9 protein-coding genes are annotated in these 18,837 nt (G+C 39.9%); 2 read left to right on the forward strand and 7 right to left on the reverse strand.

The features are described 5' to 3' along the window. Positions 1-180 precede the first annotated feature (180 nt). Complete coding sequence (locus ACUNWD_RS06675) at positions 181-1,074, reverse strand: helix-turn-helix domain-containing protein (RefSeq protein ID WP_445587011.1); 894 nt, start codon at positions 1,072-1,074, stop codon at positions 181-183. Between the two features lie 203 nt (positions 1,075-1,277). On the opposite strand from ACUNWD_RS06675, the gene ACUNWD_RS06680 reads away from it, so the two are divergent. Beyond that, positions 1,278-2,675 carry a sugar porter family MFS transporter gene (locus ACUNWD_RS06680; RefSeq protein ID WP_445587012.1) on the forward strand — a complete coding sequence of 466 codons (1,398 nt, stop codon included), beginning with the start codon at positions 1,278-1,280 and terminating at the stop codon, positions 2,673-2,675. A 53-nt stretch (positions 2,676-2,728) separates the two neighbouring features. Then, on the forward strand, positions 2,729-6,013 hold the full coding sequence (locus ACUNWD_RS06685) for a DUF5107 domain-containing protein (protein ID WP_445587013.1): 3,285 nt from the start codon (positions 2,729-2,731) through the stop codon (positions 6,011-6,013). A gap of 88 nt (positions 6,014-6,101) precedes the next feature. Here the strand turns inward: ACUNWD_RS06685 and ACUNWD_RS06690 are convergent, their stop codons facing one another. From ACUNWD_RS06690 to ACUNWD_RS06715, 6 genes are all read right to left on the reverse strand, one after another. After that, positions 6,102-7,511, reverse strand: coding sequence for an alpha-L-fucosidase (locus ACUNWD_RS06690; RefSeq protein WP_445587014.1), 1,410 nt, complete (start codon positions 7,509-7,511; stop codon positions 6,102-6,104). A 49-nt stretch (positions 7,512-7,560) separates the two neighbouring features. Beyond that, on the reverse strand, positions 7,561-9,939 hold the full coding sequence (locus tag ACUNWD_RS06695; RefSeq protein WP_445587015.1) for a glycoside hydrolase family 95 protein: 2,379 nt from the start codon (positions 9,937-9,939) through the stop codon (positions 7,561-7,563). A gap of 19 nt (positions 9,940-9,958) precedes the next feature. Further along, on the reverse strand, positions 9,959-12,961 hold the full coding sequence (locus tag ACUNWD_RS06700) for a T9SS type A sorting domain-containing protein (protein WP_445587016.1): 3,003 nt from the start codon (positions 12,959-12,961) through the stop codon (positions 9,959-9,961). Between the two features lie 2 nt (positions 12,962-12,963). Further along, positions 12,964-14,928 carry a glycoside hydrolase family 97 catalytic domain-containing protein gene (locus tag ACUNWD_RS06705; RefSeq protein WP_445587017.1) on the reverse strand — a complete coding sequence of 655 codons (1,965 nt, stop codon included), beginning with the start codon at positions 14,926-14,928 and terminating at the stop codon, positions 12,964-12,966. A gap of 6 nt (positions 14,929-14,934) precedes the next feature. Then, a complete protein-coding gene (locus ACUNWD_RS06710) occupies positions 14,935-17,145 on the reverse strand; it encodes an alpha-galactosidase (protein ID WP_445587018.1) in 2,211 nt (736 codons plus the stop codon). Positions 17,146-17,319: 174 nt separating this feature from the next. Then, positions 17,320-18,828 (reverse strand): RagB/SusD family nutrient uptake outer membrane protein, encoded by a 1,509-nt coding sequence (locus ACUNWD_RS06715; protein ID WP_445587019.1) that lies wholly within the window; start codon positions 18,826-18,828, stop codon positions 17,320-17,322. Positions 18,829-18,837: the final 9 nt, after the last annotated feature.

The raw sequence follows: 18,837 nt of genomic DNA on the forward strand, positions 1-18,837 counted from the left end.
AACAAAAAACGGGTAGCAGTTCCAATTTCATAGTTCATTAGAGTAAACCTTTAAATTTAGTAATTTTGACTTTATAATTGTATTTATTACATTATTAAATCTCCTAAAACAGAGCAGCTTTCAAATTCAAATTTTGCTTGAAGTCTTTTATAATGAAGAGCAATACCAAAGCATTCTAAATCATCTGTTTCTGTAATCACGTGGAGACATATTCATTATCTTCCGAAATTGACGTGAAAAATAAAACTGATCTTCAAATCCAACTTCACGTGAAATTTCCGCTATTGACAATTTTGTATTGTCTAGGAATCTACAGGATCGTTGTATTTTAAGTTGAATGAAGTAATCAATTGGAGAATGGCCAGTGCGAGATAAAAAAATTCTAGAATAATGTGACGTAGACAACTGAGCCGCATTCGCCAATTCAGAAAGCCGAAATTTTTGGTTAATATTATCAAGCATGAAATTAATACTCTCAGCAACAGGATCCTTTGAAACCTGCTCATTTATCGCCCGATATTGTTGCAAATGAGTAAATGAAGCCAATAAATGTGGCAAACAAAGGTTAACGTATTCCGTCGTTTCCATGCTAAATCCTCGCTCCATGTTTTGGAAAATCTCGTGAAATAAATTAAGTCGCTCAGTCACTCTGGATGTTTTTGTTCGCTCTACTTCAACGGGCTTCAAAACCGGAGTAGCAATCATTTTAGACTTATTCCCTGAGAAATGAATCCAGTATATTGTCCATGGGTTTTTGGGATCAGCAAAATAAGAATGCGGAATATCTTCAGGTATAATAAAGAAATGATCAGGCATTATCTGAAAGCGATTCTTCCCTACCTCAATCGTTCCTTTTCCATGTACATTATAAATTAAAATAGTCTGCTTCACTCCATCCTTTCGTTCACGGAAATGATGGCTTGCCTTGGGGTAATAACCTATATCAGTGATGAACAGATCCGAACAAATTGGGTTTTTGCTCACCAAACTTAGTATCCGATCAGGAATAACATAGCTTAATTGCCCTGGAAATCCTTCTTGTTTCTTTGCTCCAATATATTCGGTATTGTTCATTTCTTTTTATTGAATAATACTATTTCAAAATAGAACCAAGGACAAATGTACTGATTTTTAAACGGACAAAAGAGAGAAACACTCTACCTTCATTTTTACATGGAGCACAATTAAATGATAATATAATCCATAATATAAAAATATTATTCATGTACATTATGTGACTCACAGTCTATTTTTGAGCCAACTAAATTGATACAACTGTGGAGAAAATTACTTTAAACAAAAAATTTATATTAGGAATCACCCTGGTGTCTGCCATGGGAGGTTTGCTTTTCGGATATGACTGGGTGGTAATTGGTGGCGCCAAACCTTTTTACGAACGATTTTTTAGCATTGAAACAATCCCTCACTTACAAGGATGGGCAATGAGCTCCGCATTAATCGGGTGCCTTGTTGGTGCTATTATTTCCGGTTACTTTTCGGAGCGTTTTGGCCGCAAAAAACCACTGATTGCCGCAGCTGTTCTCTTTACACTGTCTGCAATCGGAACCGGCTCGGTAAACCTTTTTACGCCATTCATTATTTATCGATTAATTGGAGGACTCGGAATTGGATTAGCATCTGCTATTTCCCCCATGTACATCGCAGAAATTGCCCCTGCAAAGATGAGAGGAAGGCTGGTGTCAATCAACCAGCTCACTATTGTAATAGGCATACTGGCCGCACAAGTTGTGAATTACTTAATTGCCGATAAGGTACCAGCAAATGCAACAGATGAAACGATTCTACAATCGTGGAATGGTCAAACTGGCTGGAGATGGATGTTTTGGGCTGAAACCCTGCCTGCACTTTCGTTCTTCTTGCTGGCATTTTTCATACCTGAAAGTCCTCGATATCTACTTAAAGCGCAACAATCAGCAAAAGCTTTACAAATCCTTAGAAAAATTGGTGGTAATAAATATGCACTGAATGAGAAACAAAACATTGATGGAACATTAAAAAATTCGTCCCAAAAAGTAAATATCAAAGAGGTTCTTTCAAAAGAACTTCGTCCGGTTTTGATTATCGGTATTGTGTTGGCAGCTTTTCAACAATGGTGCGGCATCAACGTCATCTTCAACTATGCCGAAGAAATATTCACTTCTGCAGGCTATTCGGTTGGCGATATGCTTTTTAATATTGTGATCACCGGGATTGTAAACCTTACATTCACTTTGCTGGCGATGCAAACGGTCGATCGCTGGGGGCGTCGAAAACTAATGCTTTTAGGTTCTGCGGGATTAGCAGTCATTTATGTACTATTAGGTTCCTGCTACTTTTTCAACTTAAAAGGGATTGTAGTATTAATCATGGTAATACTGGCAATTGCCACTTATGCCATGTCTCTGGCTCCAATCACATGGGTTGTCTTGTCTGAAATCTTCCCAAACAAAGTACGTGGAGCAGCAATGGCTGTTGCAACTACAGCTCTTTGGCTGGCTTGCTTTGCCTTAACTTACACATTCCCTATTCTGAATGACCTACTGGAAGCAAGCGGAACTTTCTGGCTGTACGCTTTTATCTGTGCATCAGGCTTCCTATTTATATTTAAAAAGCTACCTGAAACAAAAGGAAAAAGTTTGGAAGAAGTAGAAGCATCTTTTAATCAGAAAATATAAAACAGACAGGCCTGTCTCAATATAACTCAGTTCAAAAATCTTATTCGCTTAAAATGACAGTAAAAGCTTGGTATGAAAAAATGGTAATTCCAACCTACAGGATTGGAAAACCCGAGAAAAACCCGATGTTTTTGGAAAAACGCGTTTACCAGGGAAGTAGTGGTGTAGTGTATCCTCATCCGGTTATTGAAAAAATTGAAGATGAAAAGAAAGACGTGGAATGGGACGCTGTATTTATAGAAAATCAGTATCTGAAAATAATGATCCTTCCACAATTGGGGGGACGAATTCAAATGGCATACGACAAAATGAAGGAACGGCATTTTGTGTATTACAATCAGGTCATTAAGCCAGCCCTTGTGGGATTGACAGGTCCCTGGATATCGGGTGGCATTGAATTCAACTGGCCGCAACACCACCGTCCGTCAACTTATGAACCAACCGATTTTTCGATTGAAAATAATGCTGATGGCAGCGTTACCGTTTGGTGCAACGAACTGGAGCGCATGTTTCGTACCCGCGGAATGGCAGGTTTTACCCTTCATCCGGACAAGGCATACCTGGAAATAAAAGTGAAATTGTACAATCGGACCAATCATCCGCAAACCTTTTTGTGGTGGGCAAACCCTGCAGTAAAAGTGAATGATGATTATCAATCTGTTTTTCCACCGGATGTGAACGCGGTATTTGACCACGGAAAGCGCGATGTGTCGGAATTCCCGATTGCCAAAGGAACTTATTACAAGGTTGATTATTCACCGGGAACTGATATTTCGCGGTATAAGAATATTCCTGTCCCCACTTCGTATATGGCGATCACTTCGGATTACAACTTTGTGGGTGGTTACGAAAACGACAGTAAAGGTGGTTTGTTGCATGTGGCTAACCATCATGTATCGCCCGGTAAAAAACAATGGACCTGGGGGCACAGCGACTTTGGACAAGCATGGGACCGCAACCTGACCGATGAAGATGGTCCTTATATTGAGTTGATGTGTGGTGTTTATACTGATAACCAGCCCGACTTTTCATGGCTGATGCCGGGAGAGGAGAAGTCTTTTAGCCAGTATTTTATGCCTTACAGTGATTTAGGAGTGGTGAAAAATGCGACAAAAGATGCAATGCTTAATCTGGAGAACAGTGATGGAAAAGTGACCATTAAGATTTACACGACTGCCGCATATCCTGCAGGAACAGTGCTACTGACAGCCGACGATCAGGTAATTATGGAAGATCGTTTCGATTTCCATCCCGGAACTTCTTATGAAAAGACGTTGACTTTGTCGGAAAATATTGATTCGGAGAATCTGGAGATTTCAGTATTAACTGCAGAGGGATTTAAACTGGTTGACTGGTGTTCGAAACCGGGAGACAAAAGAGAAATACCAGAACCGGCAAAAGCAGCAAAAGAACCTGCAAAGATCAAAAGCAACGAACAACTGTACCTGACTGGTCTTCACTTGGAACAATACAGGCACGCCACATACGATCCGCGTCCTTATTATGAAGAAGCTCTTGCCCGCGATCCGAAGGATAGTCGCTGCAATAACGCACTTGGTCTTTGGTACCTGCGCCGTGGCCAGTTTGCAAAAGCCGAGAAGTTCTTTCAAACAGCGGTTGAAACATTGACAGAAAGGAATCCAAATCCAATTAATGGTGAAGCGTTGTTTAACCTTGGACTGGCTCAGCGTTACCTTGGAAAAATGGAAAAAGCCTACGAGTCTTTTTATAAATCGGTTTGGAATGCAGCATGGATGGACAGCGGTTATTTCCAGCTTGCACGAATTGAATCTCTCAATCATAAATGGGATGCCGCGCTGGAAGTGATTGATCGCTCATTGGTACGCAACTGGCACAACCACAAAGGACGCCAGTTAAAAGTGAGCATACTTCGCAAATTGAATCGAAAGGAAGAGGCCATTGCGTTGTGCAATGAGTCGTTGAAACTGGATCAGTTTAACTTCAGTTTGTATTTCGAAAGATATCTGGTCAATGGCGATGTTGATGCATTGACTGAAATGAAGAAGTTGATCCGTAAGAATATTCACAACTATATTGAATTTGCACTGGATTATGCTTACGCCGGCTTATATAAAGAAGCAGTTCAACTGATTGATCTTGGTATTGATGAGCAGGAAGGCGACAACATTTATCCTATGGCCATGTATTATAAAGCCTGGTTTTTGTCTCAGTCAGGAGAAGAAACTGAAGCAAATGCAGCTTTGGCTAAGGCCCTGGAATTGTGCCCAGATTATTGTTTCCCAAACCAGCCGGAAGCTGTTGTAACCCTACAATGGGCAGCTAATCAAAATATAAAAGACTACAAGGCGCTTTATTATCTGGGGAATTTCTGGTATGCTTTCAAAAACTTTGATGAGGCTGTTGCTTGTTGGGAGAAATCTGTTGCAATTAATTCAGACTTTCCAACAACGCATAGGAATCTTTCGCTGGCCTATTTCAATAAGCAAGGCGACGCGAAGAAAGCTTTGTCCTCATTGAAAAAAGCTTTCGAATTGGATCAAACGGACGCGCGAATTTTGATGGAATTAGATCAACTATATAAGCGATTGAACTATAATCCGTCAGAGCGATTGGCAACGTTGGAAAAATACAAGGTGCTTTGCGATCAGCGAGACGACTTGTATCTGGAATTAGCTGCATTAAATAATACGGTTGGAAACCATCAGGTGGCTTATGATTTGATTATGGCTCGGAAGTTCCATCCCTGGGAAGGTGGAGAAGGAAAAGTAACAGGACAGTATATTTTCAGTTTGACAGAAATGGCAAAGCAAGCTATTAAAAACGGTGAATTCGCCAAGGCTTTAGAACTGTTGACCTCAGCGCGAACGTATCCTGAAAATCTGGGGGAAGGAAAATTGTTTGGTGCCCAGGAAAATGAGATTCTTTACTGGCTTGGTGTTTCCAATGAAGGCTTGGGTGACAGAGAAAAAGCCGAAGAATTTTTTAAAGAAGCCTCCGCCGGCATGGATAAGGTTTCTGCAGCGATGTTTTACAATGATCAACAACCTGACACGATTTTCTATCAGGGATTGGCCTTGAAAAAACTCGGTCGTGATTCGGAAGCAGAAAAGCGGTTTGAATTGCTGATTAGCTTTGGAGAAGCTCATCAGAATGACCAGGTTAAAATTGATTATTTCGCTGTTTCGCTGCCTGACTTGCTGATTTGGGAAGACGATTTGAATTTACGAAACTACCAATTATGTCAATACTTGATTGGATTGGGAAATTCAGGCAAAGGCAACGAGAAAGATGCTAAATCAGCATTTGATGAAGTTCTTAAAATCGATCAAACCCACCAGGGAGTATTAAAATTCTAGAGTAGAATCCATCATTTTTGGTTATAAAAAGAGAGCGATCAATTGTATTTAGTTGATCGCTCTCATTGTTATTTATGCCTACATGAATTTATCTCTCTTCATTATAAACTCCAAACTCAGCAATCGCAGGCGCAGTAGTTGATTCATCGATGATAATTTTGACCTGCTTACCCCAGACAGTATCAAAACGATGGACTTTTATTTTGTCTGAATTTTCACCATCAAACAGAGTCTCCCATTTCCCGGCATCGAAGTATTGCAAGCGGTACTTTTTAATACAATTTCTGGAATCAACAATGGTAATTGCATTAAAAGGCTGACGCTGATCCAATACAAGCTCGTACCAAGGAGTTTGAATTCTCGGATTAGAAACCCAGGCAGTATGAAAATCATCATCGTTCCCAAAGTCCATAATCCACATATCATCACTCCAACTGGCATTAGATCGGCGAAATTTTGCTATATTTTCGGCAATAATTGGCGCGTCCAAATCCGGGAGTTTTGCGCGGCTACCGTCATCTTTCCATAAATCACCAATTTTCTTCAATTCATCCATCGCATTTTGATCAATTAGTCCATCACTATTGGGAGCAACATTCAGCATGAAATTGCAATATGCTTTGGTATATGGAACAATGTTTTCATTTACCAGGTACTCTGCCTTTTTTAGCTGATCGGTCGGAAAGCTCTTTTTCCAGAACCAGTTATATTGAATTGGCAGGCAAGCCATTGCCGGAAGCTGGTTTGTTTCGCTGGAAATTTGTTGTCCAGCATTTTGTTCGTACGATTTAATGTCGGTATAAAACAGAATATCGGTCGGATATTTCGCAGCATTTAAATCCATTAACAGACAGTTCGGCTGCAACTGTTTTACCAGTTTATAAATTTCCTGAAAAGAAACCGCTTCATATGAAATTCTGGACCAGGGAGCATCCCAACCATCGATTACCAAAGCCGAAATTTCTCCATAATTAGTCAATAACTCTGTTAGCTGCACCTTTACCATGTCTACTTTTTCGGTGGAAATGTATCCAGGCCTGATTTTATGATGCGTATCCAGTATGGAATAATATAGCATTGTTTTGAGGCCATTTTTACGAAAAGCATTGACATACTCCCTCACAACATCTCTTTTTAGCGGGCTGTTCATCACGTTATAGTCAGTTGTTTTTGTATCCCAGATACAGTAACCGCTATGGTGTTTGGTTGTTAGGCAACCGTATGTCATATTTGCTGATTTTGCAGCTTTTGCCCATTGATCACAATCGAGTTTTGTTGGATTAAAAAGTGATGCCGGAGCATCCGGATCCGGCCAGTCTGCATCGGCAAATGTTGGAATGTTAAAATGGATAAACATTCCGAACTTTAAATTCACAAAATCTTCTTGTAACTGTTTTAGCGACTTTTGCGGTTGACATTGACCAGTAACAGCAAGAAAAGACAAAAGTCCTAATAATAGTCCTGTCTGCCATTTCCGCTTAAAAAAATTCGTATTCATGGGTATAATTAATTGGTTTAGATACTACAAATTAAATTCAAATCTTTATTTATTTTTTTAGTTCTCCCGATAAAATCAAGTTCTTTCCAACTGGCAATTCAAATTCGCCAACGTAATCCTTATAAACGACTTTCAGTGGAGAACCTATTTTTGAGAAAATTTGTACTTTTTTAAGTTCACCTTTTTCCCACTCCATATCGACCACAAAACCACCTCGGGCACATAAGCCTTTCACCGATCCACTAGGCCATGCGTCTGGCAAGGCTGGCAATAAATGTAAAGCCCCGTTATGACTTTGAAGAAGCATTTCAGCAATTCCTGCTGCTGCACCGAAATTACCATCAATCTGGAATGGTGGCCCCGCAGATAATAGGTTGGGATAAACACCTCCACCTGCACCATAATTGATATGTGTATCTAAAGTCGGTTTCAAAAGCTCACGTAGCAGCTTAAAAGCCCGGTTTCCGTCGTGCAACCTTGCCCAAAACAATAGTTTGTAAGCAATCGCCCAGCTCGGGCCATCATCTCCCCTTACTTCAAGTGACTTCCTGGCAGCTTCAGCTAATTCGGGAGTAGAATCTGGTGTAATAAGATGCGCTGGATACAATCCGTATAAATGCGAAATGTGACGATGTTGTGGATCAGTCTCTTTATAATCTTTTAACCACTCCATAATCCGCCCATCAGCAGAAATTCGTGCTGCAGGCGGAACCTCGTTCAACTTATGTTTCAAAATGTCCCGAAAATCTTCATCAATACCCAATACCTCAGATGCCGTAATGACATTATTAAAAAGCTCACGAATAATCTGGTTATCAATGGTTGGCCCCATGCACACATTGGCATGATTGCCATTGGGCAGGTAAAAGGAATTTTCAGGAGAAACAGATGGAGCAGTCACTAACCACCCAGTTTCAGGGTCTTTCAACAACATACTACTATAAAACTCCGCCGAGCCCTTTAGTATCGGGTAAATATCTTTCAAATAAGTAATATCTCCAGAAAAGTCGTAGTGCTGCCAAAGATTGTTGCAAACCCATCCTGATCCGGCATTGGCAATTCCCCAGGAAGCACTTTCACCCGGTTCGGTAAATCCCCAGACATTTGTTATTACATGGGCAACCCAACCATTAGCATTATAATAGGCTTTAGCGGTTTTCTCACCATGTGGCACCATCCGTTTAACCAAGTCTGCCAGGGGCAAATTCAACTCCGACAGGTTAGATACTTCAACCGGCCAGTGATTCATTTGCACATTCACATCCAGGTGATAATCACCATTCCATGGTGTATGAATTTGATTCGCCCAGAGTCCTTGCAAATTTGGTGGCAATAATCCCGGACGGGTACTGCAAATGGTTAGGTAGCGGCCAAACTGGTAGAAAAGCGCAGGTAGTTCCAAATCCTTTTCAGGTGCATTGTAAAATTTTGGAAGTCGCTCATTTATTGGCAATACAGTGTTCTCCCCAATTCCCAAATCAAGGTTTACCCGGCTATATAAAGCCTGATAATTTTCTACATGTTCTTTCTTTTGCAGATCATATACTTTTCCAATCGCGGCACTCAAACTTTCATGTACATCCGACTCAAAATCAGGATTCATAAAATCAGTTCCGGCAGATAGGTAAATAGTCAATTCAGAAGCATCTTCAACTATAATTTGATTGGATTCAATCGTAGTTTCTCCGTCTTTAGCCACAGCCTTTACCAATGCCACATATTTCATCCCCGGGTTCGCGGTGCCACTCTCCAGTTCTCCCTTCATTGTCAAAATCGTATCATTCTGGTTGACTTCAAACCGTTCCTCGCGGTCGATGCCGATATTGCAATTGATCATTCCTTTTTTATCCGCAGTAATCCTAATCACATCAATGTCATCACCAAAACTGGTGAAATATTCTCGTTTGTAATTGACATCACCATAAGAAAAAGAACAACTTGCAACGGCGTTGTCAAGGTTCAGCTCCCGATAATAGTTTTGCACCTTACTAAACTCCGGTTTTTCACCGTTGTATGAATAGTCAATTTTTAGTTTCCCCAATGTTTGAAAACAACCGAAAGGTTCAGCTCCACCACCTTTTCCGAGGCAAACAAAATCTTTGTTTACCAATTCCTGAGCTTCATCGTTTCTTCCTTCTATTAATAGTTGGCGAATTTCCGGCAGCCTTTTGTAAGCATCGTAATTATTCGCATCCTGAGGTGCACCCGACCATAAAGCAATATCGTTCAGAACGATGGTTTCCCGGCTGATCTTACTGTCAGGGGTCATTCCTAAATGGCCATTTCCCAGAGGTAAACACTCCTCCCATTGTGAAGCTGGCCGATCGAACCAAAACTTTAATTCATCGCCAGTTTTGTTATGGCAAGAATAGAAAATTAACAATAGAATATATAAAAGCAGATACTTTTTAAAACGAATAAAATTCATTTGTTTGAGATTTAGGTTATCAATGGGTCTTGATGATTTTATGAGTAGAAAAGCTACCATTATTCATAGATATCGTGACAAGATAGCCCCCTTCTCTATATTTCACCATATCAACAACTGCTTCTTTCTGGTAAATTTGATTGAGAGAATTAACGAGTAAACCGCTGGAAGAGTACAACCGAACCTCGTCTATTAAATCTTCACTTCTTATAAATAACTTATCCTTGGTTGGGTTTGGGAACACCTGAATTGCACTCTCAGTTGAAATATCATCTACATCATCCGGAAAGCCTTTACTCAACTTCAAAACCATTGCATCACGTGTAGGCACATCAACACTGAATGATGTTCCATCATAAGTAATTTGCTGACCTGTGAATAATTCTTTGATTCCATAATCGGCCCCCTCAATTCCCAACCGATCAAAATTAAGATCAAATGTTTTAGCAGTTCCATAATTTACGATAATGACATCATATCCATTTTCGCTTTCCTTTGTAAAGATCTCGCTTGCCCCATTTTCTGAATCTCCATCTACTGGGCGAAAAGCCACTCCATCTCTTGCGACATCCAAAATTTCTTCATTTTGCAACAGAGATTTTGCCCGATCGGTCCATTGTCCCAAAGTTGAAAAATCATCCCCATTTATCAACATACCGTTTATCAACCCTGAAGCCAAACGAGCTCGGTTTTCTCCAACCGAACTATTTCCAAAAACAATATGGTCGCCATCAATAAAATTATACATCTGGTCTTGCCACCATCCGTATGTGTTGCTATTCAAAGTATATCCTGTTGCACCAATATCAGAATAAGCATCGCAAGCAATTCGTCGTGAATGAACATAGCGGGCAGTAGCCATATTAGGCGAAATCGCAGCATAAATCAGCATCTTCCCACTCAACTGATCAACTAGATACTCCATTCCTTTTCGATAAGCTTGCATTCCTGTTGTAACTTCAGGATCATAATAATGATCGGCTTCAACCGCTCCATGAGCAATGAAGTCAATCTTTATCATTTCAAATCCACAAGCAATCAATTTATCAATCAAATATTTAATACGCGCCTGTGTTGCTGGATGAGTTGGATCCATTGCACGACCTCCGTCTACATCGTGATAAGCACCGTTAACTTTTATCCAGGTTGAAGCATAACTGTATACACTCCCTTCAACCAACCGATTGTATTTTCCCCAATCGACAAATGGTCCCCAGTAAATACCGGGTTTAAGTCCTTTGCTTTTGCAATAATTGGCAAAGGTTGTCAAGTTGCTGAAATCTCCTTCCAAACCACCAGGAACCATATTATCCCAAAATGAATCGAGATCGATGTAAGCAGTTTCTCCATTTCTGAACTTGGGTAAACTTTGTGCAAAAAAATCAACAACTGCTTTTGCTTTATCCAAACTCAGATCAGTTTGAATTGATCCCCAGCTATTCCATCCAAAAGGTGTCGGCTTATCCCAATCGAAAACATACCTTGGCTCTGCAATGGCATTTGCTTTTCCATATTCTTCCAAGCCAATCCTCCAGTCATCAAAATACCCCACAAACATTTTGGGTGACTTAATTTCTTCACCTGAAATTACACCGTGAGCTTTTGTATCCCGGGTCACATTTTCATCCGAGTAACCGCCCCAAACAGTTAATGACGTTAATTCATTTGCAACTCCACTCCCCTTGATACCTGTTTTCCAAACCATATGTTCAACCGACCCAACAACTAAGCCTTTTCGGCTATGATCATCATAGAAAGCAGTAACTTCAGAACTAGTCGCCTGAGCATAACTTTCAAATGAATGGGATTTGTAACGAATAAAACCATCATTATCAAAAGGGACTGAAAGGAAGCGGTTATCACCAACTTCAGCGATATCAACCTCGTTGGTAACAACAGGTGCAATATAGTTGGAAGACACATTCTCGCCTTTCAAAGCAACCTCTGTCAAAAAATAATCTTTTCCTGCATAAGCGTAAAAAATCTGTTGCATTTCTGGCATTCCATTAGCAGTCAGTGAAACCACAAGCTTCTGCCCTGACCCAAAATCATCATCAATGTCTTCAATCGCAACTTGACGATTTGAGTAATCCATGCTATTAATTTGCGCATCGCTGTCATAAACTAAGCTGTACGCGGAGGAAATCACTTTTAGTCCACCGTACAAAACTGAAAACGTACCTGTCTGTGTGCTGTATTGCAACTCACCATCTACCCCAAAAGACAGTTTTTCAATACATCCCTCACAAACTGGCAAAGCCTGAAAGTTCTGATCAATTTTCTCCTCTGCTAATGGCTCATATGATATGTAAGATGGAGTGAAAACATTTCCGTTTTTAGATGGTGTCACGGTATAATCCTTGCCGCTCGTCAAGCCCGAAAAACTATAATACCCACTTTCATCACTAACGACAGAGGCTGTCTTTGCGCCTGAGAGAGATAATATCACATTACTAACTCCAACTCCATTATCTTCCACCTTCCCAGAGATGTCAAAACTTGGGCTTGGTGTCAATGAAAATTGATCAAGATTTGGAGCCCAGCCATTTGGATTATCAAAAATCAGTGTATTTTGTCCGCTCACCAAGGTTATTTGCACTTGAGTTGTTTTCGGTGTAGACCAACCGCCTGACGGAGGACAAACTACTTCCAAGCGTTTTCCATAGTTCACCCAGACTGAAAATGAACGTTGATCTGCAGTACAATAACTTAAGACAAGATCATAGTCACCTCCACTAGAGACCTGAAAAATTTCAGTAACAGAACCATTCTGTGCTCCGCCCAAATTGCCCACTTGCTTTCCTTCGGAACATTCGCTTGCATCTTGAATAGAAGCTCCGTTCGACAAAATTGCTTCCTCAGCTTCAAAAACCAGTTCTTGAGAATACAGTTGTGAATGAAAACTCAATAACAAAAAAAAGGCTGCAGCCCACTTACAAAGGGGCTGCAGCTTTTTAAACAACAAACTAAATGTGCACATTTTAAAAACATACAAATATTTATCAAAATACATCTTATTCATAATCAATTAATACGTTTCAATTGAATGGAGAAACCACCGATCGGTAAAACATCAATCGTCTCAACAGATTCGTTAGAAACCGATTTAGTGGAAATATTGAACGATTTATTATCCTCACCATCTGCAATGATCGTTGCCACATAATTTTCGCCGCCATCCAAAAATCCAAAATCAACTTCTATTTTTTTATTAATATCCTCTCCATTAATACCACCAATATACCAGTCTCCCCCTTTTTGTCTGGCAAGTACTACATCGTCTCCCGGATAACCAGATAACAAACGAGTGTCATCCCAAGCTGCGGGGACATCTTTTAGGAACTGAAGAACTCCTGCCGGCTGTCTTTTATACATCTCGACCTGATCGGCAAAATGAATAATACCAGTCTCGAAGACAACTGACAATGCCAATTCAAATCCGTAAGAAGTTTTGTGTGGCACCTGCTGAACTGAAAAAGCGACAGGCGTATAATCCATTGGTCCAACCACATTACGGGTAAATGGTAAAATAGTGCAATGAAGTGGAGCACCATTTTCATAGTGAGAATGGTAAATATATCCCTCCTCGCCAATGACACTTTCCATTGCGATCAGATTCGGATAAGTTCTTGACCATCCACGAGGAACGGTACATCCATGAAAATTGACCAGCAGTTTGAATTCAGCAGCATCTTTCAGAATGTCGTTGTACAATCTCATGAAATCCTGCTTGTCGCTGCTAAAGAAATCAATCTTCACTCCACTTATTCCAAGTGCAGCAATTCGTTTCATTTCCTCTCTGCGGATTTCCGGATCAAACATCTTATCCCGAGGGCCAGCATTCACTCGATTGATAGGACCACCAGAGTTATACCAAAGCAATAATTTTACATTTCTGCTCCTGGCATATTCAGCCATCTCCTTTAAATCAAAACCTTTTCTGTAATCCCACCCTGCATCTATCAGGGAATACTCCCACGACATTTCATGAGCAAAATCAATATACTTCCTAAGTTTTTCAGGCGTATCGTTTGTATTATCTAAATACCCAGACCACCATGCCCATGAGGCTCTTCCAGATTTGATCCAGGATGGATCGTTAATTTGTGAAGAATCTGCCAGATGGGTTACTAAGTTTGATTCCAAAATATCAGCAAGCTCATCGCCAACAATAATCATACGCCAGGGCATTTCCCAAGGCAAGTGAGATTCAGCATAAACATGTCCATAACCAAAAGCTTCATTTTCCAGTGGAGGAACAATTTTATACAATCCATTTTCTGCTGTAGCCGCCAAATGTGAGCCATAAAAGTTTCCTTTCAAATTTGCTTCCGATATTAGAACCCAATGATTATTCACCTCATATAATGCAGGGAAACACCATCCTTCTTCTCCTGGAGAGCTAGTTCCAACAGGCATTTCACCCTCATAATTACGCTCATATGCCGGAGCATAAGCTGTCGGTTTGTCATAGGGTTGCATCCACGCATTTCCTTCCGGCAAATCAAAACCCGTCAATTCCCGTTCTACTATATACTTGCTCTCATCTGATTCAGGGAATATATATTTGAATGCGAATCCATCATCATAAGTCCGGCAAATTATATCTAGCAAAGCTCCATTTTCATTCTTAAAACGAAAAGAAAACTCGTTATAGTGATTGCGGTTAAGAAGACGTTTTCCTGTTGACAAATTATATGATTCTCCTACCGTTTTTAATCGCTCATGAGAAACAAAATTAAGTGTATCAAAGTGTTGATCTTTACGTATTATTCCGAGGGGAGAATCCTCCACTAAAACAAATTTTTCATTTCCATCTCCCATCGATACCTGATAGGTCAATTGTCCACTTTCGGTCATGTGCAAATGAGCAACGATCTTCCCATCCGGAGAGCGCATTTCCCAGTCTGTTTTCAATTTATTTGTGCACGAAAACAGAAAGCAAACTAAAAATAAGTTTGCTATTAAATATATTTTCTTGTCTTTCATTATTTGCTATTTCTCTTCAGATATTGCCAGCACCACACTTTTTCGAGATGTTTGTACCTGAGGGTTATAACCAATTGTCATTAAGAAATCTCCGGAATACGTTTTGCTTGAGTCTAGCCATGACTGAGTTCCCGGGAACAGATTTACTTCTTTGATATGATATCTCTTTTCAGGATTGAGACCTTTTAATTTCACAGGCATTTCACTCTTAATATCGTAACGATTGTTCACCAGATAGTTAAACATGACAGCTTCACTCTTCTCATTATTCACAAACATTAACGATGCAAAATCATTCAACTTCGGATCAACCAAACGGTACAAATCGCCATGCCAAATCACATCCTTTAACTCATTATAATTTTTAACCGCTTCCTGGCAAAATTCCAGTTCTTCCTTAGGTAGTTCATTGATGACAATATCAAACCCAAGTTTCCCCATCATAGCTACATCAACTTTGTACTTTAAAGCCTGTTTCCCCCAATCTGTAACGTGACATGACATACTGATGGATGGATAGAAATATGAATATTCCCACTGCATGAAAACACGCTCCAATGGATCGGTGTTATCACTCGGCCAAAACTCGGTGAAGTATTGCAAGGCAGCATAATCGACACGCCCGCCACCGCCAGAGCACAGCATCATTGGGACAGTTGGATATTTGTCACGAACCCGTTTTAAGACAGCGTAAAGCCCTTCTACATAATCAATGTATAAATGCGATTGCTGTTGTTTTAAATGAGCTGTATAAGCATTGTAAATTACGGCGTTGCAATCCCATTTTATGTATGCTAAATCCGGATTCTCAACAAACAAATCATCCACCACGCCAAACACAAAATCCTGCACTTTTGGATTGCTTAAATCCAACACTAATTGGTTTCTGAAATAATATTCGTCCCGTTCAGGTTGTTTGATTACCCAGTCAGGATGTTCATGGTACAAATTACTTTCGGGATTCACCATTTCCGGTTCTATCCAGATTCCGAATTTCACATCATTATTAGAAGCCTCTTTCACCAAAGATGATACTCCGTTAGGAAGCTTTTTCTTATTGGCTTGCCAATCACCCAATCCTGCGTCATCATTGTTCCGGGGATACTCATTTCCGAACCAACCATCATCGAGCAAGAATAAATCAACACCTAGTTTTTTGGTGTCTTTCAATAACGAAAACAGTTTCTGCTCATTAAAATCGAAATAAGTGGCTTCCCAATTATTTAATAAAGTAAGACGATTACCATTTCCATCTAATAACTTATAATCTCGTGCCCACTGATGAAGTTTCCTGCTAGCCTCACCTTTCCCATTGTGTGACATTACCGTTAAAAATGATGGAGTTTTAAACTCCTCTCCGGCAGGCAAATGGTATTCAGAAGCGTAATTATTAATTCCTCCGATAATTCTTAGATTATTTTGAGGATCAAGTTCCATATCGATTTTAAAATTCCCGCTCCATTCCAAAGCTCCATACATAACAGTACCTTCATCTTCCGATGCTGGTTCGTTTAAGGAAATCATAAAAACAGACGGCAAAAATAAGTTTGCCCGGGTACCCAATTTGGTATCAATTGTTTTGATACCATGAGTGAGTTTTGATTCCTCAGGCTGCATCTCCTTTGCCCAATCACCATGATATTGAGTCAGATAATAATCGCTTGCTTTCAGAGTCAAATTTGCAGATGCAAATTTATGCAAAACCACCTCTTTCTTTTCCTGGTGACTGATTACTGCCCATTGTTCAATCACATCTTGGTTATAAAATGAACGATAAAACAAATCAACCTGAAACGGGTAGATTTTATCTTTCAGCGTTATTTTAAGTAAAGATATATTGTCACTTTCATGTTGAATTTCATGTTGAATATATTTCAAATCCAACGACCTGTTTCCATCAGCATGTGAAACAGCTATCGCGGGCTCCAGCAAGTTTCGGCTTCCAGCAGGAGTATAAGCAGAACAGTATAATCCGGTGTAGTCAGTTGCTTGTTTTTCCTGAGTCGGAATTTGACCGTACTCAGATGAATTGGCGAGACGTTTCCCCCAATAAATCATTTTCAAATCTTTCCCTTTACTTACCTCTAAAACGACTGCATTTTCATTCGTTTCAACAGGAATGACCTGAGCCATACTGATGAAACCCATAAAAACAATTAAAATTACGGACAACGAGTACTTTTTATAAATAGGTAAAAGTCGGTTTATACTGTACATTGGATATAAGTTTTTATTTACAAATACTTTGTTTTTTCCCACGTCTGGGAAAATTAATTACACCTCTTTGTAAAGGTACTACAAACCTTCCTTTACCTGTAAGTGTGAATTCTTTCAAATCTGAAGAATACCCCAGACGATTGACTCGTCTGAGGTATTGTGTCTATTTTAGTTTTAATATCCGGGATTTTGATCCTCATCGTTAATTAGCTCATTTTGCTTAATCTCAGATTCAGGAATTGGGTATAAATTATGAAACTCAGAAATTGTACCTTCTTCTTTCGCCCAAGGATTTCTTTCCTTAACAAATTGCATGAGTTTACCTGTGCGAATCAGGTCCATACGCCTCCAACCTTCAAATCCAAGCTCTCGCATTCTTTCATCCATAATATTATTCCGGAAGTCTTCTTGAGACATACTCGCTGACCATGCAAATTCGGCGGGTAGTGTTCCTCCAAAAGCACGAGTGCGAACGGTTGAGTTTACCAAATTAACTGCGTCTCCAGTCTGACCCAATTCATTTAAACATTCCGCTTTACAAAGTAAAATATCAGCAAGTCGCAGATAATACATCAAACCACCGGAATACCAGAAATTAAGTACTCCCTGAGTGCGGATATCTTCAAATTTCTTGGTGTGTGGACCTAACTCATCAGCCTGACCTGTCCACGTTATTTGTGGTTCTCTACCATCAGGAAGGGTAAAGTCGTACCGAATACTTACATCTTTACGTGCATCACCAGATTCCCAGATTCCACCACTGGTAATGTCTCCAGCATAATAGTCAGTTGGCATACAAAGATCATACCCCCCGAAATAAGTATTAGCATCCAAATCAGCAACTGCCCGAGAACCTGCATGGTGTTGCACCATGTTATTATCAGGCCAGACATTTGTGAATTGGAAAGCATAAATTACCTCCGAACTATTTTGATTAAGAGTTGTATTGAATAAGTCAGCATAAGATCCCAATAAAGTGTAATTTGGAATTACCATGTCAAAATATTCCTTTGCTTTTGAATAATCACGTAATCCAGTTTCACTTGGAGCATACATGTATATTTTTCCCAATAATGCCTTAGCCGCACCATTTGTTGGAAGTTTCTTATCCTCCTGTGTGGCTGGCAAATTTGCAGCTGCATATTCCAAATCTTTGATAATAAATTCAAATACATCTTTTATTGGCTGTCTTGATTCCTTCATATCGTCAATATCAATAATTGGAATAGGTCCCCAATACATTGCAAGCTCAAAGTTTACAACCCCGCGGATGAAACATGCTTCGGCTTTCAACACTTCAGACTCAGAATATTTTACTGCTTTTGCAGCTGCACTTACAATCGGCCAACGCCTATTCCACTGTTCTGCCAGCACCGAATTTGATGCGTTTAGAGCGCCATTATATTTATCTAATGCTGCCTGATAATTATTCTCACGAATTTGTTGTCCACCTTGTTTTCCTTCATCGGTTCCCATGGTGTACATATACAAAGCACGTCTGTCATTTCTTGTGCCTCTCCATTGCGTATAAAGTCCTGAAACTAAAAGCTCAATGTTCTCTTCATTACTATATACCTCGGCTTCAGTCAACTGAGTATTTGGTTCTTCCACTAAAAAATCAGAACAAGAAGTAACCGAAAACAGTGTCGCCAATATTATATTTAGAAAAATTATTCTTTTCATATCATTTTG

The organism is Sunxiuqinia sp. A32 (assembly GCF_052690465.1).